Source organism: Salinivibrio kushneri, assembly GCF_027286325.1.
GTDB classification, from domain to species: domain Bacteria; phylum Pseudomonadota; class Gammaproteobacteria; order Enterobacterales; family Vibrionaceae; genus Salinivibrio; species Salinivibrio kushneri_A.
This window is the reverse complement of the sequence record NZ_CP114589.1, coordinates 244,278-267,525: the sequence shown is the minus strand read 5'-3', so window position 1 is coordinate 267,525 and position 23,248 is coordinate 244,278. Positions and strand designations below refer to the sequence as shown.

21 protein-coding genes are annotated in these 23,248 nt (G+C 49.5%); 16 read left to right on the top strand and 5 right to left on the bottom strand.

Annotated elements, in window-relative coordinates; all coding sequences use genetic code 11:
* Positions 1 to 39 precede the first annotated feature (39 nt).
* The 4 genes from N8M53_RS14075 to N8M53_RS14060 all read left to right on the top strand — a co-directional run bounded on the left by N8M53_RS14075 (position 40) and on the right by N8M53_RS14060 (position 3,124).
* The gene (locus tag N8M53_RS14075) at positions 40 to 627 is read left to right on the top strand and encodes a DedA family protein (protein ID WP_269580483.1); all 588 of its coding nucleotides are present in this window, start codon (positions 40 to 42) and stop codon (positions 625 to 627) included.
* The gene (locus N8M53_RS14070; protein WP_269580482.1) at positions 624 to 1,736 is read left to right on the top strand and encodes a D-alanine--D-alanine ligase; all 1,113 of its coding nucleotides are present in this window, start codon (positions 624 to 626) and stop codon (positions 1,734 to 1,736) included. Before N8M53_RS14075 ends, N8M53_RS14070 begins: the two co-directional genes overlap by 4 nt.
* A 69-nt stretch (positions 1,737 to 1,805) precedes the next feature.
* Positions 1,806 to 2,354: a DinB family protein gene (locus N8M53_RS14065; protein WP_269580481.1), complete on the top strand. Its 549-nt coding sequence runs from the start codon at positions 1,806 to 1,808 to the stop codon at positions 2,352 to 2,354.
* Positions 2,342 to 3,124: an NRDE family protein gene (locus N8M53_RS14060; protein ID WP_269580480.1), complete on the top strand. Its 783-nt coding sequence runs from the start codon at positions 2,342 to 2,344 to the stop codon at positions 3,122 to 3,124. The genes N8M53_RS14065 and N8M53_RS14060 overlap by 13 nt, the downstream gene beginning before the upstream one ends.
* Here the strand turns inward: N8M53_RS14060 and N8M53_RS14055 are convergent.
* On the bottom strand, positions 3,092 to 3,601 hold the full coding sequence (locus N8M53_RS14055) for an outer membrane beta-barrel protein (RefSeq protein WP_269580479.1): 510 nt from the start codon (positions 3,599 to 3,601) through the stop codon (positions 3,092 to 3,094). The genes N8M53_RS14060 and N8M53_RS14055 overlap by 33 nt on opposite strands.
* A gap of 222 nt (positions 3,602 to 3,823) precedes the next feature.
* Between N8M53_RS14055 and N8M53_RS14050 the strand changes: the two genes are divergently transcribed.
* The 5 genes from N8M53_RS14050 (at position 3,824) to N8M53_RS14030 (ending at position 9,055) form a co-directional block, all read left to right on the top strand.
* A complete protein-coding gene (locus tag N8M53_RS14050) occupies positions 3,824 to 4,411 on the top strand; it encodes a nucleoside triphosphate pyrophosphohydrolase family protein (RefSeq protein WP_269580478.1) in 588 nt (195 codons plus the stop codon).
* Between the two features lie 315 nt (positions 4,412 to 4,726).
* Positions 4,727 to 5,500: an enoyl-ACP reductase FabI gene (fabI, locus tag N8M53_RS14045; protein WP_269580477.1), complete on the top strand. Its 774-nt coding sequence runs from the start codon at positions 4,727 to 4,729 to the stop codon at positions 5,498 to 5,500.
* A gap of 57 nt (positions 5,501 to 5,557) precedes the next feature.
* Entirely contained in the window at positions 5,558 to 6,979 is a 1,422-nt protein-coding gene (locus tag N8M53_RS14040; RefSeq protein ID WP_269580476.1) for a bifunctional enoyl-CoA hydratase/phosphate acetyltransferase, read from the top strand.
* Between the two features lie 3 nt (positions 6,980 to 6,982).
* Positions 6,983 to 8,179, top strand: a complete 1,197-nt coding sequence (locus N8M53_RS14035; protein WP_332301575.1) for an acetate/propionate family kinase — start codon at positions 6,983 to 6,985, stop codon at positions 8,177 to 8,179.
* 189 nt (positions 8,180 to 8,368) lie between these two features.
* Positions 8,369 to 9,055, top strand: a complete 687-nt coding sequence (locus N8M53_RS14030) for a hypothetical protein (RefSeq protein ID WP_420066626.1) — start codon at positions 8,369 to 8,371, stop codon at positions 9,053 to 9,055.
* Between the two features lie 32 nt (positions 9,056 to 9,087).
* Here the strand turns inward: N8M53_RS14030 and N8M53_RS14025 are convergent, their stop codons facing one another.
* Positions 9,088 to 9,795 (bottom strand): SDR family oxidoreductase, encoded by a 708-nt coding sequence (locus N8M53_RS14025; protein WP_269580474.1) that lies wholly within the window; start codon positions 9,793 to 9,795, stop codon positions 9,088 to 9,090.
* A gap of 33 nt (positions 9,796 to 9,828) precedes the next feature.
* On the bottom strand, positions 9,829 to 10,560 hold the full coding sequence (gene fabG, locus N8M53_RS14020) for a 3-oxoacyl-ACP reductase FabG (RefSeq protein WP_269580473.1): 732 nt from the start codon (positions 10,558 to 10,560) through the stop codon (positions 9,829 to 9,831).
* A gap of 208 nt (positions 10,561 to 10,768) precedes the next feature.
* Here fabG and N8M53_RS14015 point away from each other — a divergent pair, with 208 nt between their 5' ends.
* From N8M53_RS14015 to N8M53_RS13985, 7 genes are all read left to right on the top strand, one after another.
* Positions 10,769 to 11,113 carry a hypothetical protein gene (locus N8M53_RS14015; RefSeq protein WP_046075644.1) on the top strand — a complete coding sequence of 115 codons (345 nt, stop codon included), beginning with the start codon at positions 10,769 to 10,771 and terminating at the stop codon, positions 11,111 to 11,113.
* 300 nt (positions 11,114 to 11,413) lie between these two features.
* Complete coding sequence (gene hppD, locus N8M53_RS14010) at positions 11,414 to 12,499, top strand: 4-hydroxyphenylpyruvate dioxygenase (RefSeq protein ID WP_269580472.1); 1,086 nt, start codon at positions 11,414 to 11,416, stop codon at positions 12,497 to 12,499.
* A gap of 223 nt (positions 12,500 to 12,722) precedes the next feature.
* Positions 12,723 to 14,990 carry a response regulator gene (locus N8M53_RS14005; RefSeq protein WP_269580471.1) on the top strand — a complete coding sequence of 756 codons (2,268 nt, stop codon included), beginning with the start codon at positions 12,723 to 12,725 and terminating at the stop codon, positions 14,988 to 14,990.
* Positions 14,991 to 15,141: 151 nt separating this feature from the next.
* The gene (locus N8M53_RS14000; RefSeq protein ID WP_269580470.1) at positions 15,142 to 16,149 is read left to right on the top strand and encodes a sphingomyelin phosphodiesterase; all 1,008 of its coding nucleotides are present in this window, start codon (positions 15,142 to 15,144) and stop codon (positions 16,147 to 16,149) included.
* A gap of 273 nt (positions 16,150 to 16,422) precedes the next feature.
* Complete coding sequence (locus N8M53_RS13995) at positions 16,423 to 17,565, top strand: HDOD domain-containing protein (RefSeq protein WP_269580469.1); 1,143 nt, start codon at positions 16,423 to 16,425, stop codon at positions 17,563 to 17,565.
* A gap of 67 nt (positions 17,566 to 17,632) precedes the next feature.
* Complete coding sequence (locus N8M53_RS13990) at positions 17,633 to 18,958, top strand: ATP-binding protein (RefSeq protein WP_269580468.1); 1,326 nt, start codon at positions 17,633 to 17,635, stop codon at positions 18,956 to 18,958.
* Positions 18,955 to 20,580, top strand: a complete 1,626-nt coding sequence (locus N8M53_RS13985; protein WP_269580467.1) for an EAL domain-containing protein — start codon at positions 18,955 to 18,957, stop codon at positions 20,578 to 20,580. Before N8M53_RS13990 ends, N8M53_RS13985 begins: the two co-directional genes overlap by 4 nt.
* Positions 20,581 to 20,589: 9 nt before the next feature.
* Here the strand turns inward: N8M53_RS13985 and N8M53_RS13980 are convergent, their stop codons facing one another.
* The gene (locus tag N8M53_RS13980; protein WP_269580466.1) at positions 20,590 to 22,224 is read right to left on the bottom strand and encodes an ATP-binding protein; all 1,635 of its coding nucleotides are present in this window, start codon (positions 22,222 to 22,224) and stop codon (positions 20,590 to 20,592) included.
* A 3-nt stretch (positions 22,225 to 22,227) separates the two neighbouring features.
* Positions 22,228 to 23,046, bottom strand: coding sequence for a phosphate/phosphite/phosphonate ABC transporter substrate-binding protein (locus N8M53_RS13975; protein ID WP_269580465.1), 819 nt, complete (start codon positions 23,044 to 23,046; stop codon positions 22,228 to 22,230).
* Positions 23,047 to 23,248 lie beyond the last annotated feature (202 nt).

The window sequence follows — 23,248 nt, the reverse complement described above, 5'->3', positions numbered from 1 at the left end:
GTTCTCCTCTGTCTATGATTAATAAAGAGGAGAAAGCCAATGGTTGAGAGCATGATACCCAGTTTGGCGACATTACCGTCACTGGGGTTATTTTTTGTCATCATATTTGCCTCGTATGTTTTTGAGGATGGTGCGATTGCGCTGGCCGCTTTTGTAGCGGTTGAGTCGGTACTGGCGTGGCACACGGCTTTGCTGGCGATTTTCTTGGGTATCGCAAGCGGTGATATCGCCCTGTTTTTACTGGGCCGTTATGCGCGGCGTTATCGTAGTTTACGTGCCCGTTTACTGTTGATGAAAGGGGTGCGAGACGCTCGCCACCTTTTACGGCGTCACGCTTTTTTTAATCTTTTCCTTATCCGCTTTATCCCTGGATTGAGAACGATTACATATAGCCTCAGCGGTTTTCTCTCGATCCCGCTCAGCACCTTTTTATTATCCGTTGGTATTGCCACCGCCTGTTGGACAGGATTGATTTTTTGGGGCGCATTCACGATTGAGCACAGCGATTGGCTGGCAGAGAAACAACTGACGGGGTGGGCGTTTGCGTTCTCGATTATTTTGCTGGTGCTGATTAATCGTTTTCTCCGTCGCCGCGCCTTGCCAACGCCACCAAAAGGATCGGTATGACAAAGCCTTCGGTGACGCTCGTTGGCCAAGCTGGCATGCCCAATTACCCTGTGTCACGGTCGTTAGGCTGGTTTGAGTTTCTGCCTGCGTGGTGTTTCTACACGCCCGTTGTGGTTCAGTCTATTGGGCTGGGCCTCTACTATCGCAGTTTGACATTGCCATTGATTGCCAACCCAGGCATCCCCCTTTCCGGAATGGTGGGTGAGGCTAAATCAGAAGTGTTTGCCCAAGCGGGCGACACGGCGCAACGATACATTGCTGCCTATTGGCGCTGGACACGGCCCAATCTAATCACTCCCAACATTAAAAAGGCGCTACTCGCAGAGCTTGCGAGGGCAGGGATTACTATGCCGCTGGTGGCTAAGCCGGACAAAGGCTATCGAGGAGCTGGCGTTCAGCGCATCGATACGGAGAAAAAGCTCTTTGCTTACATCAGCACATTTCCTCCCGAAAGAGACATTATTTTCCAAGCATTGGCACCTTACGAGGCGGAAGCGGGTATTTTCTATATTCGCTATCCCGGCGAGGAAAGTGGGCACATATTTTCCCTAGGGTTGAAATACTTGCCCGCGGTGATCGGTGATGGCGAGCGCACCTTAGCCGCGCTTATCCAGCACCATGATGCCGCCTCTGTGCGTGGACACCTTTATCATCAGCGCCACCATCATCAGCTTGATGAGGTTATACCAGCGGGCGTACGTATTCCGTTAGCCTTCTCGGGTAGCCACTGCCGCGGTGCCATCTTTAAAGATGGGTCGGCTTGGGTGACGCCGGCGCTGACGGCAAAAATGGATACGATCGCGAAAGACATTAATGGTTTTTACTTCGGTCGCTTTGACATCAAGTTTCGCGATATGGCGTCGTTAAAGAAAGGAGAGGCGCTTTGTATTGTTGAGATCAACGGCGCGAGTAGTGAGCCGGCGCATATTTGGGACAGTGAGGGGAGTTACTTCCAAGCCATCAGCGCACTTTTGCATCAATATCGACATTTGTACCACATTGGTGCGCGCTTGCGATTGCAGGGACACAAACCGCCCTCTTTGTTTGCTTTGCTCCGTGCGTGGTACCAAGAAAGGCGCTGGATGAAGCAATACCCAGAAACGGACTAAAGCGGCATGACATCTGCTTGAATGAAGATAATGGCGCCAAATTGCCGCAACATGTACTAAGGTGAGGGTATGCATTCGAGTCTAACCAAAGCAGATAGTGCAATTATTAGTGGTAACCTGGATGTGGCTTATCAGGCACAGCAGCTACTGACGAGTGTGACGAGCGCGGCCTATGGTCGTATGCGGGCCGATGGATTTACCAGCACCATTGGCCAACATATGCGTCATGCGCTTGATATGTATTGGGCCTTACACCAAGGAGAGGGAAGTGGTGTGATGAATGCAGATGGACGCCGGCGAGGCCATCGTGTAGAAACCGATAAATCCCTTGCCCAAGCTGAGTGGCAGGCCATAGCCAGCTGGTTGCACACGCTGTCTAGTCAACAACTCAAGCAGTCGATACAAGTGTCGACACAAGTCACCTTGTATGCCTCCAATACAGTGACCACCCCCTCAACCATAATGCGTGAATTGATTGCAGTGGCCAGCCATGCCACTCACCACTTTGCTATGATGCGCACAGCCGCATACGATCTGGGGGAGGTGTTGGATAAAGAGATCGGCATCGCCGCCGCGACGGCAAGTTATCAGCGAGAGCAGCGCCAATGTGCACGCTGACATGGTTGACCTCGGAGCAAGGGTTTGAACTGTGTTTTAACCGTGATGAGGCACGAGGTAGAAGCCGTGCAATACCGCCGAAAGTCTATCAAATAGCGGGGACACGCGTGCTGATGCCGATTGATCCTGATGGGATGGGCACTTGGATAGCGGCGAATGAACATGGACTATTGGTCTGTCTGCTAAATGATTATCAAGGTCAACCGTCTGTTGTGCCCAAGCGTAGTCGGGGTCAGCTGGTTAAATCTGTGGCGAGGGCAAAAGACCTGTCACAGGTGGAGACCATGGTTAGTGAACATAAAATGACAGATTTTGCGCCTTTTACCTTATTGGTCTTTAGCCCGATGAATGCCGATAAGAGCCAGCTCGTGGCATGTTCACCGGTGGCTTGGCAGTGGAATGGACGCACGTTGCAAAGTGTCGATTGTGTGCCACCTGTTGTATCGTCTGCAGTGGTACCAGATGACGTCCGTCGCACGCGCTCTGCACTACTCGCCGAAAAATTGCGTGATACACCTTCCTCCGCGCCTGCGCTACTCAATTATCATCGCAGCCATGAACCAGTATTGGGGAGTTTATCAGTGTGTATGCACCGTGAAGACGCCAGTACAGTGAGCTTGACACATATCTGCGTTAACGCGGATACCGCAAGTATGTATTACTACGATGGCGCACCGTGTCGGGTCAGTAGGCCATTAGTGGCCCACTTACCCCTCGAAGGTGATCACGCCGTGTCACTAAAAGCCAATACTGGTTCCGACGTTTACTGAGCTGGTTTCCGCGGTGCCTCTATCGGCATAAGTAAACTCGAACGCCATTTTTGGGCCGACGGTAGGTTGTAGCTCAAAGCCCACGGTGCCCGTTGCGCCCCAGCCAATGTCCTTATCTGAACCGAACTTTGTTTGATAATAATTACCACCACCGCGCAAATAAACATTGCCCATGCTCATGGGGACATTGATCTGCACTCCCACCGGAATATAGCTTGAGGTGAGTGTTGTTTCTGTACCATTACTGTTGTCGAAATCGGCACTCGTTTGGCCGTAGCCGCTGTAAAGGCTTGTGTAATTAGTGACACGTAATGTGCCGTTAATTTCCCAAGTATGGCCTGTTTCTGTTTGTGTACCGTACCGGACATCTGTGACACCGGCACTTGCGCCAAGACTGAGCGGAGAGGTTTGAGCCTGTGCGGTTGTGGCCAGCAACATGCCAGCACACAGTGTGGCGAGCGATAAACGTTTGGTCATAGTAACTATCCTTTTGGCCGAGCGTGCAAATGACGTCATAGTTTCAGTATAAGAAGTTAGCGGCGAGCGCACACCAAGCTTGAGCGATATTTGTGCTTCAACGCTGTCTCGTGACAAAGAATCATCATGATCGATTTTAAGTGTGAGTGAGCAGTGCTATTGTAATGCCCCTTGTATACCAGCATGAACGCATGTGTGTTTGTTTCTCAAAGGGCCCTATAAATGAAATTTGCTGTTCTCGATCAAGCGATCTACGACCACCTTTACCGTGACATTGAAGCCTTTCGTACCACTTTTGATTTGCCCTGCAATGATCCTGACTCTCTCGATGACAAGGCCGATGATTTGCACACGGCGTTGGCGGTAGAGGAGATGACAGAGCTTGCGGAAGCCGACTCGTTGGTTGAGCAAGTGGACGCTATTGTTGATAGTGTCTACGTGCTGATGGGGCGTGCTGTTCAAATGGGTTCGCGTGGATATCGTGAACAAGTCGAAGTGAGCTATATGATTGATATCTTGCTTCAAATCGCCACGCGCCTGGGTGTTGATTTTGTGACCTGTTGGGACGAGGTGCATAGCAGCAATATGAGTAAAGTCTGTCGCAATCAACAAGAGTTTGCCGATACCCAAGCGTTTTACGCTCAAAAAGGGATTGAGGTCGTCGCCAGCCCCAAAGAGGATGGCATCATCGCTAAATGTGCCGCCGATGTCAGTGTTGACGGCAAGCTTATCCGTGAAGGCAAGGTGATGAAATCGGTCTACTATCGTCCTGCGGACCTTGCCAAGTGTGTGATGGCCGAGTTGGCGTAATCCAACGTCTCTCGCCTGTGCAAAACGCCACCGTAAATAGCGGTGGCGTTTTTGGTTGTGAGAAGAGAGTACCGATTAGAGTGAAAACTCGTATCGCCGTGGTTCAAGGCGCGGTGTCATAAAAAATTGTCACAATTGTCTTTTTATCTAGCACGTCATTAGACCTTTTTTCTTCTATACTTTTGCACTTAACGCTGATTTAAGTCTACGTTAAGGGGTTGCGGTTGCTCTAAAGTGGATGATGTCTTTTTTAGTGTAATCGCTCAGTCTTCTGAACGATGAACACTTTCGCTATCCAATATAAGGGAGAGTATTGTGGAACATCCTTTTTCACTTGCAGGTAAAGTCGGTATTGTCGCCGGACTGGCCAATGAAAACAGCATTGCGTTTGGGTGTGCTCAAGCACTAAGCCAGGCGGGTGCCGATGTGCTGGTCACCTATGGCACACCCAAGGCAGAGTGGTTTGTGACCCCGCTCAAAGCGGCGATGGGCGACCCAGAACTCATGCTGTGTGATGTACAGGACGATCAACAACTCGACGCACTATTTGCTCGCGCCAAGGGAAAATGGGGACGGGTTGATTTTGTTGTGCATTCCATTGCCTTCGCGCCTTTGGAAGATTTACACGGTCGCGTGGTCGATTGCTCGCGAGAAGGGTTCTCGCTGGCGATGGATATCTCTTGTCACTCGTTTATCCGCATGGCGAAACGCGCAGAGCCACTGATGTCTGATGGCGGCACGCTGTTTAACATGTCCTACTATGGGGCGGAGAAAGCCGTCGATAATTATAACCTTATGGGGCCTGTTAAAGCAGCGCTTGAGTCGACCACCCGTTACTTGGCAGCAGAATTAGGACCAAAAGGGATCCGGGTGCATGCTATTTCCCCTGGCCCTATCAGAACGCGTGCTGCGTCGGGGTTAAAAGAATTTGAAGCCTTGGCCGTGGATGGAGAAACGCGCTCCCCCCTTCGACGGTTGGCAACAGTGCAAGATGTGGGAAATGCCGTGGTTTACCTTAGCGCCGATGCTGGCCAAGTGTTGACGGGGCTAACCCACTACGTTGATGCCGGTCACCACCTTAGGTTTTAAGCGCAACGAGGCTAACACACACTTTTTTTGACTTGATCGATTATTGAGGAGCCCACCATGTCAGGGACGAATAACGAGGAAGTCATCGAGAATAAGACGTACGATGAGATTTCATTAGGCGATGAAGCGTTTTTAGAAAAGCGCCTCACTATGGAGGACATTAAGCTATTTGCGATTATGTCGGGAGATGTTAATCCCGCCCATGTGGATGATGATTTTGCCAAGAGCAGCCGTTTTCAAGAAGTGATTGCCCATGGCATGTGGGGTGGCGCCCTGATTTCTACCGTACTAGGAACCAAACTCCCCGGCCCTGGCACTGTCTACTTAGGACAGACTCTCTCCTTCAAAGCCCCCGTCATGCTAGGCGATGTGCTGCGTGTTGCCGTGCGCGTGGATCAGATGGACGAAAAACGTCATCACATTGTGTTTGCGTGCCGCTGCGAAAACCAGCGCGGTGATACCGTGATTGAAGGGGAAGCGCGCGTCCTCGCCCCCACCAAAAAAGTCCGGCGTCAACGCACAGTACTACCTGAAGTGCGTTTATCTGAGCGTGGGCAATTGCATGCGATTTTAACCGCGGCCGATCACCCTGATCCTATGCATACCGCGGTGGTACACCCAGTCGATGATAGCTCCATTCGCGGTGCGGTGGAGTCGGCTAAGCAACAGCTCATTATTCCGTCTTTGGTAGGGCCTCGCGACAAAATTGTGGCAGCGGCAGATAAAGCCGAGCTGGATATCAGTGAATTTGACATTGTCGACGTACCGCATAGTCATGCTGCGGCGGAAAAGGCAGTAGCGATGGCACGAGCCGGCGGCGTTGAAGCGCTGATGAAAGGTTCGCTTCATACCGAGGAGCTGTTGCATGAAGTGGTAAAGCGTGAGGGGGGACTGCGCACAGAGCGTTGCTTAAGTCATGTAATGGCCTTTGATGTACCGACCTATCCGCGCCCGCTGTTTATCACGGATGCGGCTATTAATATTTATCCAGGGTTAGCGCAAAAACGCGACATTATTCAAAACGCCATCGAACTGGCTCATGCAATTGGCAATACCAATCCGCGGGTGGCTATTTTGTCGGCGGTAGAGACCATTAACCCTAAATTGAATGCAACCTTGGATGCGGCGGCACTGTGTAAAATGGCCGAACGTGGTCAAATTACAGGGGGCATTCTTGATGGCCCACTGGCGTTTGACAGTGCCGTGTCTGAAGATTCGCGTTCAACCAAAGGTATTGAGTCTCCTGTGGCAGGGTGCGCAGATATTCTAGTGGCACCGGATCTTGAGGCGGCGAACATGTTGATGAAACAACTGACTTACCTCGCTGATGCCAGTGGTGCCGGTGTGGTGGTTGGGGCGCGTGTCCCCATTATGCTGACTAGCCGTGCCGATGATGCACTGACCCGTATTGCCTCGAGTGCGCTGGCGTTGTTACTTGCCGATCATCAACGCAAAGCGCTGGATAAGTCCAACAAGTAGGTGATGATGGCAAATATTCTGGTACTCAACAGTGGCTCGTCGAGTTTGAAATTTGCGCTATTCGACACAAAGACAGTGTGCAAAGGGAAGCCCGTTGCTGATCAAGCGCTTAGCCTGCAATTTCGTGGTCAGTTCTCGGGCCTAGGCACTGAGCAATGTGCGGTATTTGTTGAGGGGGAGACAGCAGCTTATACACCGCCGCCAGCGGAGGCGCAGGATCACCAAGCAGCGATGCTTTCACTGTTGACTTGGCTGGAACAACAAAGCCTGCTTGATAGCCTCGTTGCGGTTGGCCATCGTGTGGTTCACGGTGGCACTTATTTCAAACAGTCCACTGACCTTGATGAACGCACTGTTAAATTGTTAGAAGCATTAACGCCACTGGCTCCCCTTCATCAACCGTACAGCCTGGCTCCGATCAAAGTCTTGCAAGCTCGGTTACCTGGTATGCGTCAGATTGCATGCTTCGATACTGCGTTCCACGCGCAGCAGCCGTTGGAGGCACGACAATTTGCCCTTCCTTACTCGATGTATGATAGAGGTTTTCAACGTTATGGTTTCCATGGTTTGTCCTATGACTTTATTAGTCGTTGTTTACCGTCGGTGATCCCTGACTTTGAGCCTGAGTCTAAGGTGCTGGTGGCACACTTAGGCAATGGTGCGAGCCTGTGTGCCATCCAAGCCGGACAAAGTGTGGCTTCCACCATGGGGTTCACTGCGCTTGAAGGCTTACCGATGGGCACACGGAGTGGGGCGATAGACGCTGGACTGGTTCTTCACCTGATTGCACAAGAGGGTATGACAGCAGACGACGTTAGCACGCTATTGTACAAAGAATCTGGACTGTTGGGTTTGTCGGGGATCAGTAGTGATATGCGCACGTTATTACGCAGTGATAAACCCAGAGCCAAACAGGCGGTCGCGCATTATTGCTATCGCATTACGCGAGAAATCGGTAGTTTGAGTGCAGCGTTAGGCGGTGTTGACCATCTAGTGTTCACCGCAGGGATCGGCGAGCATGCGGTGCCCGTGCGCGAGCGTGTGGTGACGCAGTGCAGCTGGCTGGGCATGCGCCTGGACCCTTCGGCGAATCAGGCCAGTCAAACCTGCATATCGGCGCCGGATAGCAATGTTGGTGTCTGGGTTATTCCGACCGATGAGGAAGCCGTGATTGCAGCTGACTGTTTAGCGCTGCTTTAATTTTTAGCTCATTATCAATGTGATAAGCGAGCAGCATCATCATGTTTGCCTACACGTTTGCTGGCTATTGTCGCGCCAATAAGACGCGAAAAGTGTGATACTCCATACAAGATTTTTTCTCTGAGTGCACCGTACACGATTAAATCGTTATTCTAGCGCCGGACTTAGGGACGCAAGGATGTTTTTATGATGCGCTGGGTATGGGTAAGTGTATTATTGCTCAGCCTTACAGGTTGTGCGCAGAAGCTTGGCCGGCCATTTGATATTAAAAATTTGGCCAAGTCAGACATGGATCTGATTACCGATATTCACATCGCTGAAGTGCGCGAGCTGACCGAACAGCTTATTGTGAAATTGTATAAGCGCAATCCTCGAGAGCTCAAAAAAGCGCCGGGTATGACGATCGACAAACGGATTGCTCAGCTGATGACAGTAGAGCGACCCGAAAACGGATTTCGAGAGCTTGGTGGAATGGATGGCATTGCACTGCTGCCTTTGGCCTTTTCAAGCGAATTTGAGGGCGACCGCGTGTTTGCGCTCATGGCTGGCATAACGGGTATGATCAGTGCGAGCTATAATCACCAGCTCGAGTTTTTTTTGCTCGATGATATTGACCAACAAAAACTCTATAACAGTGCCCGAAATCTAGAAAAAATTGCGTGGTTGCTAAACAACCAAAAAGACGACAACGGCGAGCTGTTGTTACTGAGTAATGGTATCGGTAAAAACGGGGTGCCCAATTACAGCTACGAACGCCTACTAAGTCAGATGATCATTATTCAAGATATGATGGCGGTGATGGTGGCAGACAGTACCAACCGTAATATCAATCAGGTGGTGCACAGCATGGCGTCGATGACGTTCTTCCCTATCTAATTAACGAGGCGGTGCAATCACCGCCTCGTCCCTTACCAGCCAATTTCTTGGCCTTGATAATCGATAAAGTTGCCGTTTTGACTGTCTGTCAGGGTATCGAGCACGTGCTTTAACCCTTGTGCCGATGTGGCAGTATCGATCAGGGCATTGGGTCCCCCCATTTGCGTTTGCACCCAGCCCGGATGCAGCGCCACGGAGCGGATCCCTTTTTTACGCAGGTCAATAGACAGACTTTTGATAACGGCGTTCAATGCCGCTTTTGAGCTTCGGTAGATATACCCGCCACCGGATTGATTATCGCTCATGCTCCCTACTTTCGAGGACAAAAAGGCAAAAATAGGCGTATGCTCACTGTGGCCTGCCATTTCTAAGTGAGGAGTAAAGTGCTCAGCAATAATCAGTGGCGCAATGGTGTTTACCTCAAGTACCTCGCGCCATGCCGCCGTATCCACTTCACCGAGTTGATAGCCTTTGGGGCCATATAGTCCGGCGTTATTGATCAGCAAATGGATAGGGGTGTCACTAAGCTGCGAGGCCAGTTGCTGTATTGCACTGTGATCCGTTACGTCCAATGCATGGGTGGTGAGTGTGGCGTAACGGTTTTTTAATGTCATTAAGTGAGGCGCAGAGCCGGGGAAGCGGCAGCAGGCAATTACCTGCCAACCGTGCTCAAGGTACAACTCGGTGAGCGCTAGACCAATTCCACGGTTCGCGCCTGTGATAAGGAGTGTTGGCGTCATTGTTGCCTCATAGTGGCTGATTGGGATCCACTATTATATGACTAATCCCCCGTCGACTTTAAGCGTCTGCCCTGTGATAAAGCTCGCGTTATCACTGGCGAGAAAGCTGATTGCGTTGGCGATATCTTGGGCGGTGCCCATTCGTCCTAGCGGGGTTTTCCCTTTCATCATCTCAATGACTTTATCTGGTAAGTTTGCTGTCATCGGCGTTTCAATAAAACCGGGGGCCACGCAGTTAGCACGTATTTGTGCACCATGACGGGCGAGTTCTTTTGACCAAGTTTTGGTCATGGCTATCACACCGCCTTTCGAGGCTGCATAATTGGTTTGACCAATATTGCCATCGGTGCCGACGACGGAAGACAAGCTAACAATCGCCCCTTGCTCTTGCGCAATCATCAGTGGCGCGATGGCTTGTGTCATGGTGAAGACGCCTTTTAGGTTGACGTCAATAACCGCGTCCCAGTCACTTTCGCTCATTTTGGTTAGTAGGTTGTCACGAGTGATGCCGGCATTGTTCACCAGCACATCGATAACTGCGTGTTGTTGGTGCAGGGTCTGCACCCAATTTGCGACAGCCTCTTGATCGCAGACATCCAGCGCAACGGGAACGATAACTGCATGCGCTTGCCAGTCTTGCATGTTGTCAATATTTCTATCTAGCGCGTAAATCTTGGTAGCGCCTTGCTCGACAAAGGTTTCAACAATGGCACGGCCTATCCCTTGGGCGGCACCTGTAATGACACAGTGTTTACCGGTCAGCATGGTGTTTCTCCTAATTATCTTGATAATGATTTTCTTGGGCGTTGGGTCACCTAAGCCCCTGCTTCTACATTGGTATCTTGCGGCCAACGTCAGATAACGTGCAACAACTAGGCCAGTGGTGACACCCTCTATAGTAAATTGAGATATCAATTTTTGGGCGTATGGGCTAAAATTTAATCAAGTTGTCACCTTGTTCGAGAGAGGACCTATGCCGACGTCAATCAATTCGCAACCATTAGCGCAGCAATACATGCAGCGTCAGCGCGATCGTCAAGATGACCAGGTCAATGGCGGTCTCAACAACTCGATGAGCGTGCAAGAGCGTGCAGAACTGATCCGTAAAGAGCGGGAAGAGCAAAAAGAAGCCGCTGCATCGGGCGAGCAGCGTGAGGATAAGCGTGATTATCAAGCGCTCATAGACCGTGTCGCCGAGCAAGAAGCACAGAAAACGCGAGCTGATGCCTATAACCAGCAGCAACAAGCGTTGATGGATCAGGTGCAAAAAACCATTACACCCAATGGCCAGCAAAACAGCTACAGTCTCAAAGTTTAACACGTCCGCTTGCCTGTTTTTTGCTCGCCGCCGCCTTTGGGCGGCGTTTGTGTTTTCGCGGTGTGGTTTTCATTGTGCGTTGCATAAATGTAAAAAGAAATATTGTTTTGGTCGCTATTCTTTACACTTTTGATTGGCTTAACCCCCTAATAAAACGCGGTTAGCAGCGTTTTTCTCTCACTGTTCAGCATAAGTGACACTCTTGGTTAACATTTGATTAACCAGCTGTCCGCTTGTCTTCTCTAGTCCCCAACACCGTCTAATGCTATCTCTAATGCTACACACAAGGAGGAAGCGATTATGACGTCAACCATGCAAGCACCTGTCAAAACGATTAATCCATTGGGCACAGATGGGTTTGAGTTCGTCGAATACACAGCGCCCGATCAAGCGGGTATTGATGCGCTTAAGAATTTGTTCTCGTTGATGGGTTTTGCGGAAATTGCCAAACACAAGCACAAAGATGTTTGGCTGTATCGTCAGGGAGACACCAACTTTATCGTAAACGGTGAGCCCGAATCACAAGCGCAAGGCTTTGCTAAGCAGCACGGTGCGAGTGTCAACGCCATGGCGTTTCGAGTGAAAGATGCGGTACACGCGATTGCGTATGCGGCCAAGCAAGGCGCCAAAGTGGTTGAGCCAAACATTGGTCCGATGGAGCTCAGCATTCCTGCGGTATACGGCATCGGTGATTCATTGCTTTACTTTGTCGACCGCTATGGTGACCAAAGTATTTATGAAGTCGATTTTGACTTTTATCCAGACTGGCAATCGCGCCTGAAAGAAGCGGATGCCGGATTGAAAGTTATCGATCATCTGACCCACAATGTCGACATTGGTAACATGGATGTATGGGCTGACTTTTACGACCGTATTGCCAACTTTAAAGAGATCCGCTTTTTTGACATTGAAGGCAAAAAGACCGGGCTGAAGTCGCGAGCGCTGACCGCACCTTGCGGAAAAATCCGTATTCCTATCAATGAGTCAAGTGATGACAAGTCACAGATTGCAGAATACTTGAAAGAGTATAACGGTGAGGGGATCCAGCATATCGCCATGACCACCGACAACATCTACCAAACCGTGCGGACGTTACGCCAACGAGGCATGGCATTCATGGATACGCCGGACACCTACTATGAGAAAATCAACGAGCGTGTCAACGGCCACGAAGAAAGCATCGATGAGTTGCGTGATACCCGTGTATTGATTGATGGTGACGTCGACAGCGGTATCTTACTGCAAATCTTTACCAATACTGTTATTGGACCGGTTTTCTTTGAAATCATCCAACGTAAGGGTAACCAAGGCTTTGGCGAAGGTAACTTTAAAGCCTTGTTCGAGTCTATCGAGCTGGATCAAATGCGTCGTGGGGTATTGGATTAACCGAAACGGCACATAACAAACTCGCTTCGGGCCGCGATACGGGTTATCCGGATAAGCTGACTCAAGTCGATAGAGTGTCGCTATTTGTAGACACCCTATGTTACAGGCGCTCTCTTGTGAGCGCCTTTTTTGTTCTTTTTCGCCTACTAACTAGGACATTTCTCGCCCAAAATAAGATTAGACTCTATGATTAGCAGAGAAGCTTTTTCAATAAAAGGTGATTATGAAGGTAGGCAGCCCCCTGACTCGCCCCTCTCTTTCTGCGGGAATCATTACCAAGCTAGCCTTAAGCTGGACCGTACTGACTGCGTTATTTGCGGCGCTTCTCCTGCTGGGCGATTATCAAACGAATAAAGCAGATGTTGGCCGCGCCTTGCAAGATGTGGGTAACAGAGATCTCAGTGCGATTACAGGTCATCTATGGCGTGTGGAAACGCAAGCTTTTGAGCAACGAATAGAGCAGCTCATCGCCCAACCTGAGATTGACTATATCCATGTTTATGATGCCGATGGCTCGTTAATTGAGCGTGGCGTGGAGCCTGCTGCACAATCGTTGCAAAAGCGTTGGCCGTTAATTGCAAGAGACGAGGGGAACGAGTATACCCTTGGGCAACTTGAGGTGGCGTCAAATTACACGGCGTTAAATGCCTACTTTGGTGATAGTGCCCAGTGGGTTTTTCTTGGATGGTTGGCGGTTTCAGGGTTGGGGATCTTAAGCTCGATATGGATTGTGCGTCGCCACTTAGAAAGGCCGTTATTGGCGCTACACCAGCAGGTCAACCAGTGGAATAATGGCATGCCGACACCAATTCAGGTTCCCCCCCAATTCCATCATTGGCGAGGCTTTGAAACGCGTTATAACGCCATGATCACGGCACTAGGGCAACAACTGGCGCAGTTGGAGGACGCGAAGCACGACGCTGAAAAGGCCAGCCAAAAGAAAAGTGAGTTTTTGGCCAACATGAGCCATGAGATCCGTACCCCAATGAACGGCATTATTGGGATGGCCTCACTGTTAAAGAGCACTCGTTTAAATGACGAGCAACAAGAATTTGTCGAGATGTTGGAAACATCGTCGATGTCGTTATTAGATATCATAAACGACATCCTCGACTTCTCTAAAATCGAAGCAGGTAAGTTAGAGTTAGAACCATTAGAGCTCAATATATTTGAGTTGGGAAAAGATCTTGAGAACCTGTTCATTCTGCGTGCAAAGGAAAAGCAGCTCGCCTTTCGCTGCGAGATAGATGCTGATATTTCCCCTTTGTTGATAGGTGATGCACCGCGATTACGCCAAGTGATGATTAATTTAGTGGGTAATGCGATCAAGTTTACTGAGCGTGGGGAAGTGGTTGTCTCTATCAGGCAGGTGAGTGACGAGGATACGGCCAGTGTGTTGCGTTTTGAAGTGACTGATACCGGGCCTGGTATTCCGGTTGAAGAACAAAGCCGTATATTCGGTAAATTCGAGCAAGGCGATTCATTAACGGCAACCGCGCGTGGGACTGGGCTAGGGCTGGCCATCTCCCAGCAAATTGTCAACTTAATGGGAGGGCGAATCACCCTGAGCAGTCAAGTCGGGGTAGGCAGCTCATTTACGTTTACGGCACGGTTTGAATGTGCAGATATACCACTCGCTACGCCCGTCGAGGCTTATCTTTTTGCCGGTGCACCCATGCTATTGGTGGATGATAGCCGCCTCAATATGCGCATTACTACCGCGCAATTAAGTAACCTTGGGTGTCAAGTCACCTGTTGCATGCACCCGGATGATGTCATTCCTTTAATCCGCGAACGCCTTGACAGCCAATACCCGTTTAAAGTGGTTCTACTCGATAAAGTGATGCCCAAAATGGACGGCTTTCGCTTGGCTGAACAGATTATTGACTCGTTTGGAGATAAAAGCCCTGCGATCATGATGTTAACGGCTGCGCCCGATGCATTGGACAAGCCGCGGATTGAACGCTCAGGCATAGAGGGGTATCTGGGGCGTCCCTACCAATTTAATGACTTAAAAGCACACTTGGTGCGTATCTTACAACAGCGCCAACCAACCTTAGGAGTCGTGCGATCTACCGGAAAAGGTACATCGCTGGCCGGGTTACATGTTTTGGTCGTAGAAGATTCTAAGGTCAATCAACGAGTGACTGAGGCGATGTTGAGCCAGTTAGGGATACATGTCCGTTCGGCTGCCGATGGTGAGCAAGCGTTGGCATTGTGGAAAAGCCAACCCTTTGACGCGATTTTCATGGATTGTCAGATGCCTGTGATGGATGGTTACCAAGCCGCTGAACACATTCGGGCACAAGAATCGCGCTTTAATCGAATCCCGATTATTGCACTGACCGCGAATGCGACAACGGAAGACAAGGAAGCATGTTTAGCAGCGGGTATGGATGATTATATTGCCAAACCTGTCAGGCAGCATGAACTGGCGACCATGCTGAGAAAACATACCTTTACCTCGCAGACTTATCTACTGACCCATTAATGACGTAATACAAGGAACGTGAGCTTAGTTACAAAAATATCAGAAAAAGTAAACAAATCCTGGGGCGGATTAAGTCATTTTCGTTAGGCTTCTAATCTTTTGGTGGGCGAAGCACCGATAACAATTAGAAAGCAAAACGAAAAGAGGAAACATGAAAATTAATAAACTGCTCTCAACGGCAGCCGCGTTACTGCTCAGCCTCAGTGCGCATGCGGGTCAGCTTAACGTCATGGCATATAACATTATGCAACTCAGTAACCTACAAGACTGGGATCAAGCTGAGCGTGCAGCCCGTCTGCCGCAAGCGATTGCCGATATGGACACGCAGCCTGATGTGATTTTGATCAGTGAGGCCTTTAACGCTGAAGCCGAGCAAGCGATGAGCCAGCTTGCTAGCTTATATCCCTATCAAACACCGAATGTTGGACAAGACTGCAGTGGGGACGGTTGGGATGCGCTGACTGGGGATTGCTCCAATTCTTTATTTGTCGTTCGTGGCGGCGTGACTATCCTCTCCAAGTACCCCATTTTGACTCAAAAAGCGCACGTTTATCATCAAAGTTTGAAAGGTAGCTGGGACTATCAAGCTAACAAAGGCTTTGCATACGTCGAGATCAATAAAGAAGGTGAAGCCTTTCATTTAATTGGCACGCATTTACAGGCAACGCACGATGGTATGTCTGATGAGGAGCACCAAGTGCGTCTTGGTCAGCTTAGCGAAATCAAAGACTTTATCGACAAAGCAGCGATCCCTGCTGACGAGCCTGTGATTATTGGTGGTGACATGAACGTAGAGTGGAGTCGCCAAGATGAGATCAACGACATGAAAGTGGTATTAAATGGCGCATTGCGCTTCACCGAGCCTGAGGTAACGTCTTTTTCCGCCAAGCATAATTGGTTCACGAAAGCGAACGCGTATCACTTTGAATATGACCTTAACTACAACACCACGTTAGATTATATTTTGTGGAGTCGTGACCATGCAGTGCCTGCCAATCAACCTGAGATGAAGGTGGTGCAATTAACGGCTAACAATGATTGGTATTGGGACTACCTTGAAGGCGAGTGGCCGCAAGCGGCTGGACAAACCTATCATGATGGTTACTACAATGAGCTCTCTGACCACTACCCGGTCATGGTACAGTTTGAATTTGAGTAATTTCGGCGCTTGATAGCGTGCACTGATACAGGGCTCAACCATGTTGAGCCCGCTTTCCTCCCTCTCTCCATTAACGTCACCCAGACACCGCTTATTTCTTCCCGTATGCCAAGACAGTCTGGATTTTTGGACTACGCTTACAGAAAGGATGGCTGGGCACCTCACTTGGATAACGTTCCACTGAGACAAGCCGCAGCGTTGATTACTCTCTCACTGACTGCCTAACGATAGCGCTAGGTCGTTTGAGGACAACGATGAGAATACGAGGGAAGCATGAATAGGCCGCGTTTCCATGTCATCTACGTTGACGATGACGCGCTCACATTAAAGGCGATTGGTCGGGTGATTCGCCGCTTGAAACCGAGTTGGGCTATCAGTTTGATCAAGCATCCTACCCAGTGGGAGAAAGGCCTATTAGACGATCAGTCCCCCTCTTTGGTGATCAGTGATCTACTGATGCCCAAGCTCAAGGGGGATGCGTTATTGGAGCAGGTTCGAGCGCGCTTTCCTGGCACGATACGTGCCCTGATAACCGGGGATACGCGCCAAAAAATTACCGAACTCGCGACGCCTAGTGTGCACTTCGTCCTACCCAAACCCTTCTCTGAAGATGACTTTGATAATGTGCTTAATAGTGTTGAGCGCCTCTATAAGTTGCCGATTGATGCTGAAACGCGTAACCGGTTAGTTGGTATTGAGGACTTCCCCGTCTTGCCTGACTGCGTGCGCCGTTTACGTGCCACGATTAATGATCCCCATTCAGACATGGAACAAATTGCGCGAGTGGTCAGTGAAGAGCCTCCCCTCGTTGCCCGACTTTTACAGCTTGCTAATTCTGCTTATTTGGGCTTTCGAAACCGGACTTGGTCAATAGAAACGGCGATTAATCGACTGGGCATTCAATCGGTCGAGTCAATTGCTGCCACTATGGTGGGACATAATGCCTTTAAGCACTTGTCCACCAAAGAGCACTATGCGGTAGTGGATGAGCATATTGAACTGGCCAATGTGAGTAAGTCGCTGGGGCTATTCCTCGGGTATGACAAAGCGCATGCAGAGCGTTTGTATCTCGCATCAGTGTTATCCTCGTTAGGGGAACTGATGGCGCGAGAGCTTGGCTGTCGTGAAAGTGGCAACAATCCCATTTGCGATTTACCTGCCCGTTTTGATACTGCGCTTGTCGTCTCGAGTTATATCATTATTTTGTGGGGCTATGATTTTGAGCTTGCAGAGATTGTATTGGCAAGCGGCGCCATCCCGTTATCCCCTGAAAGTGAGCGAACCAAGGATGGAGCGCTATTGCAATACTGCCGGCAGTGGATTCATGCGAACGATATTGACAAAGCCAAGCTTTTACAGTCCTGGTCGGCCAATATCGGCGCTTTTTTTACTCAGTCGTATAAGGAGACGATTTGAATGTGCCGGATAACAATCTATGACGCTGTTGTTTGCTGTGCATGTGACATAAATATGGAAGGGGAACGTGGAGGATAACAAGATTTCACCCGCGATTTTAAATGGACTCTCTATCGCGGTATGTCTTATCGATCGCGACTATCGTATCGTTGACGCCAATACCTGCTTTCTTCGCAGCCTCAACGCAGCAAACGACACACTCGTTGGAGACGCGCTGTTAGCGCATTTTCCTGCTGATCATCAATTTTTACAACAAAACATCGACACGGTTTTCTCGACGCAAGCGCCATTGCAGTCATCCGGCGCTGTCATCGTAGATATATCCGGGGATGTTGATGCGGCATACCTATGGCAAGACGTCGAATTTCTTCCCATTCTGTCAGCGCATGGCGAGGTGACACAGGTTGCCATTTGTTTTTATCGCCCGACAGCGTTGGCGGCCCCTACGCGAGATGCTCTTCCCTCTATCCCAGATACTGAGCGACTCAAACGAAGCACTGAGGCGTATCAAGAGGTCGTTTCAGAACTCAAGCAGTTACAGCGTCAACTGCTTCAGTCAGAGAAAATGGCGTCGATTGGGCAAATATCGGCGGGCATTGCCCATGAAATTAATAACCCTATCGCTTTTATCTCCTCCAACATTCGCACGCTATACGACTATCTAGATAAATTTACCGCCTATGTCCGTTGCTTGGACGAAAAGATAGAGAGCACCGACAATAGGGCCTTACTGGCAGATCGGCAGGCGCTAAAAGACGATATTCAATTGAGTTATTTACTCGAAGATGCCAGCGATCTGATTGAAGAGTCGTTAGAAGGGATCACGCGAGTGATGACGATTGTCAAAGATCTCAAAGAATTTTCACACGTTGACAATGGTGAGTGGGCGACCACCGATATACGCCGTGGTATCGACTCGACACTGAAAATCATCCATAACGAGATTAAGTATGCGATTGAAATAGAGAGAAACTACGCGCCTCAGACACCTGATATCCTTTGTCAGCCCATGCAGTTGAATCAAGTTTTTCTCAATCTACTCATTAATGCCGCACACGCGATTGAGGGCGAGGGAAACATAAAGATTTCTGTCGCCCCCCTCGATGACGAGCATCTGATTATTGAAATCAAAGATAACGGCCAAGGGATCCCAGAAGAGGCGCTGGCGACGATTTTCGAGCCATTTTATACCACCAAACCGGTCGGGCAGGGGACGGGGCTTGGCTTGTCCGTCTCGCGCGATATTATTGTCGCTCACGGTGGCCAAATCACAGTAACCAGTGAGCAAGGAAAAGGGACGACGTTTACGATTGTGTTGCCCTGCTCGGGAAATCAGGCTGAGCGTATTTCTTCGCCAGTCCATGAGGTGATGAAAGGAGGGCGCAGCCCATGATGGCGTACACGGAAATTCTATTGGTTGACGATGAGCCGCATATCCTACGTGCGCTAAAGCGAGAACTGCGTCGTTTTGTGGCGCATATTCATACCGCAGAGTCGGGCCAGCAGGCGCTTGCTATTTTATCTGAACATCACATTGGTCTCGTGATTTCCGATTATCGGATGCCGCACATGGACGGTGCGGAATTACTGATTAACATTCATCAACGTTATCCTGACATTGCCACCATCATGTTATCCGGACAAGCGGATCTGCCGGGTGTTTCCCGGGCCATCAATGCCGGAGCACTGAGCCAATACGTTAGCAAACCTTGGGATCGTGAGGTGTTGTGCAATACGGTTAAAACGATCTTGAGCAATAAACAAGCGTCTTTACCGCACGATACGCTGACGAGATGCTTTTCGCAAGACGCCCTTAATCAGCGCATTCAAGCTATGGCGGTGGATGTTAAAACGCCGTGGTTGGTGGTGGTTATTGATAGTCAAGGAACCAGCACGATCAATGAAACCCAGTCGGTGATGGCGGGGAATCATCAGTTACAGCGTGTCAGTGAACATCTTCATCAAATAACGGAATTTCACTGGTATCGCATCGCAGATAAGTTTGTGGGGTTGTTGGCGTACTCATCGACAGGTCATTGTTTGTTAAATGCGTTGATTGAGAGCTTGAACCGTGCCGGTGAGGAGAAAGCACTGCCTACACAATTGATGGTCAGCGCGCTTCGCTCTTGGCAGGAGATATCCTTCGAGACGATTCAGGCGCGTAAAGCGAAAAAAATACCGCTTTATGATGCGCACTATTGGCTTCCTTGTCCTGATGAGCATCAAGACGACGCAACGTTGCGTACTTTGATTCGCGATATTGAAGCCAAACACTTCGAGGCATTCTTTCAGCCACAATTGAATATTGTAACTGGCGAAATTGATGGCTTTGAAGCACTGGTGAGGCGTCGACTCGAATCGGGTGGTTATCAAAGTCCTGCGGCGTTTTTGCCTTTGCTAAGTCAATACAAGCTCGAAGACGTGTTAACCACCGCGATGTTTGAACAAGCACTGGAAGCGATTCGTTTATTACGCCAGGCAGACCCCCTCAAGACAATCAGTGTCAATGTGACCGCTCGCCAATTGGAGACGGGGTTTGTGGTAGGCGTGATTCAGCGCCTTTTACCTGACTATCCAGATGATGTCCCGCAACTGGAGGTTGAACTGGTCGAAACCGACAGGATTCATAACTTTACGCATGCCCACCAACAAATGGATCGTTTGAAATCACTCGGTATTTCCTGTGCGCTGGATGATTTTGGTACCGGCTTCGCTGGCTTTGAATCCATGTGTGATTTACCTTTTGACGTGATAAAAATTGATGGTCGCTTTGTTCGTAATATCGGCCAGAGTGAAATGGACGAAGTGATCTTGTCATCGATTAGCCAGAGTGCGGCGTTAATGAATGTAGAGGTGGTCGCTGAGTGGGTCGAAAATCAAAACCAAATTGATTTTTTGAGAGAAAAAGGATGCACGCGTGTACAGGGCTATGGCATTGGTGCGCCGCTTAGCCGTGATCATCTCCTTGAGTTTTTAGCGACTTTTAAACACAACAACATGCCCTCTCAAGCTTAGCGACAGCGATTAAGCATTATTCGCCGCTGCACGAGTGACCTGACGCAAGAGTGCGATGGTCGCTGTGGTGCCTTCCGTGGTTGAAGTAAGCTGTATCGTCCCTTGATGATGGCGAACAATATCATAGGCATAGGTCAACCCGAGCCCCATGCCTTGCCCAACGGGTAAGGTGGTGAAGAAGGGATCGTAAACTCGATGGCTGTCATCTTGAGGTAGCCCCGGTCCTGAGTCTTTCACCGTGATGGTGCACAAATCGTCATTCTCCATACCGTCTACGTCAATATGATGTGTCATCTTTGCATGACCGCGTTCACAAGCTTGAAGTGCATTTTTGAGCACTTCTTTAAACAGCATGACCAGTTCGTCATGGCGGCCCATCACCGGAGGAAGTTGATAGAGACTGGCAGCAATAGATATGTTGATATTCTTGGGTGGAGACAGGGCATTCAGCGCCTCATCAATCACCGCAAAGATTTCAACGCTTTGAAAGTGTTGGCGTGTTTGTTGATTATAACTGGAGTACTGCTGTAAGGCGGAAACAATATTGATGACACGTTGCACACAGTCGTTAGCATCGGCAAGGCTATCACTGAAATCATCGTAGATGTCATCCACGAAGTGGCGTTGTTTCCAGCGAGTGAGGGTCTCAATAGGCTCTGATTGGTGAACCACTCGCTCGGCAATATCTGTCCACTTTTGGTAAGTCTCGAGATACTCTTGACACATTTGAAGGTTACTTTTCACCACGCCGATGGGGTTATTGATCTCATGAGCAACGCCTGCCGCCATGGTCCCAATCGAGGCCATTTTCTCGCTTTCGACCAGCTTCTCCTGCGTTTGCTTGAGTTGATGGTTTATCTCGCGTAGCTGTTCATTCGACCGCACCAGATCAGCGGTACGTCGCGCCACCTTGGTTTCCAGCGATTGATTCGCTTCCTCTAACCGCTTTTGGTAGGTCTCGGTTTTGTTTTCGGAATCACGCAATGCTTGAATCATATTGGTAAACGCGGTAGCCACACTGGCCAGTTCATCCTTCCCGTGAGTTGAAATGTGCACGTTTCGCTCGCCACTGGCGATAGTATCGGCGGCGTTTTTAAGCTCTGATAAGCGCTGGGTGAGATAGCTCCCTAATAGATAGGAGAATAAGGCCACTAACAGCATCTCGCCTAGCACAATGAGCATGCTCCAGTTTTTGGCATCTTGGATCTGGCTTAATAGACCTGTTAGGTCAAAGCCAATCCAGACCGAACCAAACTCAATGTTCGACTCGGAAATGGTCGCGCGTACATCATATAGTCCATCCGTGACGGACTGTGCATTCATCTCAAGAATGTTTGTATTGAAAGAATCAGGAAGGTCCCCAGCTGATGATAGGACGCTTCCGTTACCGCCTACAACCGCGACATACATAATATCGCTGTTATGGAGTAGCTCTTGAGTAAAAGAATCGACGGTGGCGAGATCGAACGATAACACCGCATTTTTTACCGTGGAAGCGAATAACTGGGTTGTTGAACTGGCACGTTGGTTGAGCCCTTGGTAGTTGGTGGTTTCCAAATAGTTCAGGGTCAATGTCAGCAGAATCGCCAACAGGATCGCCTCAATCAGGGCGACACCTAAGATGGTCTTTAATCGTAAGGACATGGGCTAGTCACTCAATAAGTGTTGCAACAGCGTAATGTTTAACGCTCTTACATCGTCCCAATCCTCGTTCTGCGCTGGCTCTATCCCTTTAAAACTGATATTTCCCAGCAGTGTTTGGCCCTTTTCACTGTGATTGAGGGAGAGAAAGGCCGCTTTAATCGCATCGGCGACTTGAGGGTCAAGGTCAGGATGAAACGCGAACGCATGAGGTGTGTAGCCAGGGGTTTTCCATAATACTCGCAACTGCTTGCTAACCTCGGGATCGGTATTGTTGAACGTACGTTCAATGCCACCACCAGCAATAAAGAAATCTCGCGCAACGTTTAAGTAAACGGAGTCATGAGACGAGACATATTGCGGTGTAATGTTTATGCCTTGATTGTTGAGCGCGGCTCGAGGCACCACACTGGCGGCAAACGCGGCCGGTGAAGGAAACGCTAAGCGCTTGCCATCGAGCGCTTCAAGTGAGGAAATGGATGCGTCTTTTTTGACGACTAAAATACCGTGAATCCGCTTATCTTTTTGCTTCGCAAACGCTTGATAGCCTGGCTTTTGGTGGAAAACCGTATAGTGGTAAGGATTCATGTAAGCGACATCATATTCACCGGTGAGCACGCGTTTTTCGAATTCGGGAATGTCTTTGGCAGTACGAAAGACAAGGTTGTACCCCGATTGTTGAGAGACGTATTCTAAAATCGGGCCCCAGTTGTTAGCCAATGTAATCGCAGATTGTTGTGGCACGATACCAAAGGTAATGTTTCTGGCGTGAGCGTGGCTAACGAGGGTAATGCTGAGTAAAAAAGACAGCAAAATGGCTTTCATTCATTCTTTCTCGCAATGTGATGGATGAACTACCAGACAGTGTAGTTACTGACTTCATCCCTTGCCACGCAATGAGGCGTGATTAAGCCAATGAAATAACATTGTAATCACACCACGCGCTTTTCTTATTTAGGATAAAACGGTAGCGATATCCACGCGAGCTGTTTGCCCTTAATGACAGACGGCTGGGTGTCAGCGGGTG

Excerpts from the sequence above, each read along its gene's own strand:
- N8M53_RS14075 (WP_269580483.1), top strand. The coding sequence starts at position 40 with ATGGTTGAGAGCATGATACCCAGTTTGGCGACATTACCGTCACTGGGG.
- N8M53_RS14070 (WP_269580482.1), top strand. The coding sequence starts at position 624 with ATGACAAAGCCTTCGGTGACGCTCGTTGGCCAAGCTGGCATGCCCAAT.
- N8M53_RS14065 (WP_269580481.1), top strand. The coding sequence starts at position 1,806 with ATGCATTCGAGTCTAACCAAAGCAGATAGTGCAATTATTAGTGGTAAC.
- N8M53_RS14060 (WP_269580480.1), top strand. The coding sequence starts at position 2,342 with ATGTGCACGCTGACATGGTTGACCTCGGAGCAAGGGTTTGAACTGTGT.
- N8M53_RS14055 (WP_269580479.1), bottom strand. The coding sequence starts at position 3,601 with ATGACCAAACGTTTATCGCTCGCCACACTGTGTGCTGGCATGTTGCTG.
- N8M53_RS14050 (WP_269580478.1), top strand. The coding sequence starts at position 3,824 with ATGAAATTTGCTGTTCTCGATCAAGCGATCTACGACCACCTTTACCGT.
- N8M53_RS14040 (WP_269580476.1), top strand. The coding sequence starts at position 5,558 with ATGTCAGGGACGAATAACGAGGAAGTCATCGAGAATAAGACGTACGAT.
- N8M53_RS14035 (WP_332301575.1), top strand. The coding sequence starts at position 6,983 with ATGATGGCAAATATTCTGGTACTCAACAGTGGCTCGTCGAGTTTGAAA.
- N8M53_RS14030 (WP_420066626.1), top strand. The coding sequence starts at position 8,369 with ATGCGCTGGGTATGGGTAAGTGTATTATTGCTCAGCCTTACAGGTTGT.
- N8M53_RS14025 (WP_269580474.1), bottom strand. The coding sequence starts at position 9,795 with ATGACGCCAACACTCCTTATCACAGGCGCGAACCGTGGAATTGGTCTA.
- fabG (WP_269580473.1), bottom strand. The coding sequence starts at position 10,560 with ATGCTGACCGGTAAACACTGTGTCATTACAGGTGCCGCCCAAGGGATA.
- N8M53_RS14015 (WP_046075644.1), top strand. The coding sequence starts at position 10,769 with ATGCCGACGTCAATCAATTCGCAACCATTAGCGCAGCAATACATGCAG.
- hppD (WP_269580472.1), top strand. The coding sequence starts at position 11,414 with ATGACGTCAACCATGCAAGCACCTGTCAAAACGATTAATCCATTGGGC.
- N8M53_RS14005 (WP_269580471.1), top strand. The coding sequence starts at position 12,723 with ATGAAGGTAGGCAGCCCCCTGACTCGCCCCTCTCTTTCTGCGGGAATC.
- N8M53_RS14000 (WP_269580470.1), top strand. The coding sequence starts at position 15,142 with ATGAAAATTAATAAACTGCTCTCAACGGCAGCCGCGTTACTGCTCAGC.
- N8M53_RS13995 (WP_269580469.1), top strand. The coding sequence starts at position 16,423 with ATGAATAGGCCGCGTTTCCATGTCATCTACGTTGACGATGACGCGCTC.
- N8M53_RS13985 (WP_269580467.1), top strand. The coding sequence starts at position 18,955 with ATGATGGCGTACACGGAAATTCTATTGGTTGACGATGAGCCGCATATC.
- N8M53_RS13980 (WP_269580466.1), bottom strand. The coding sequence starts at position 22,224 with ATGTCCTTACGATTAAAGACCATCTTAGGTGTCGCCCTGATTGAGGCG.
- N8M53_RS13975 (WP_269580465.1), bottom strand. The coding sequence starts at position 23,046 with ATGAAAGCCATTTTGCTGTCTTTTTTACTCAGCATTACCCTCGTTAGC.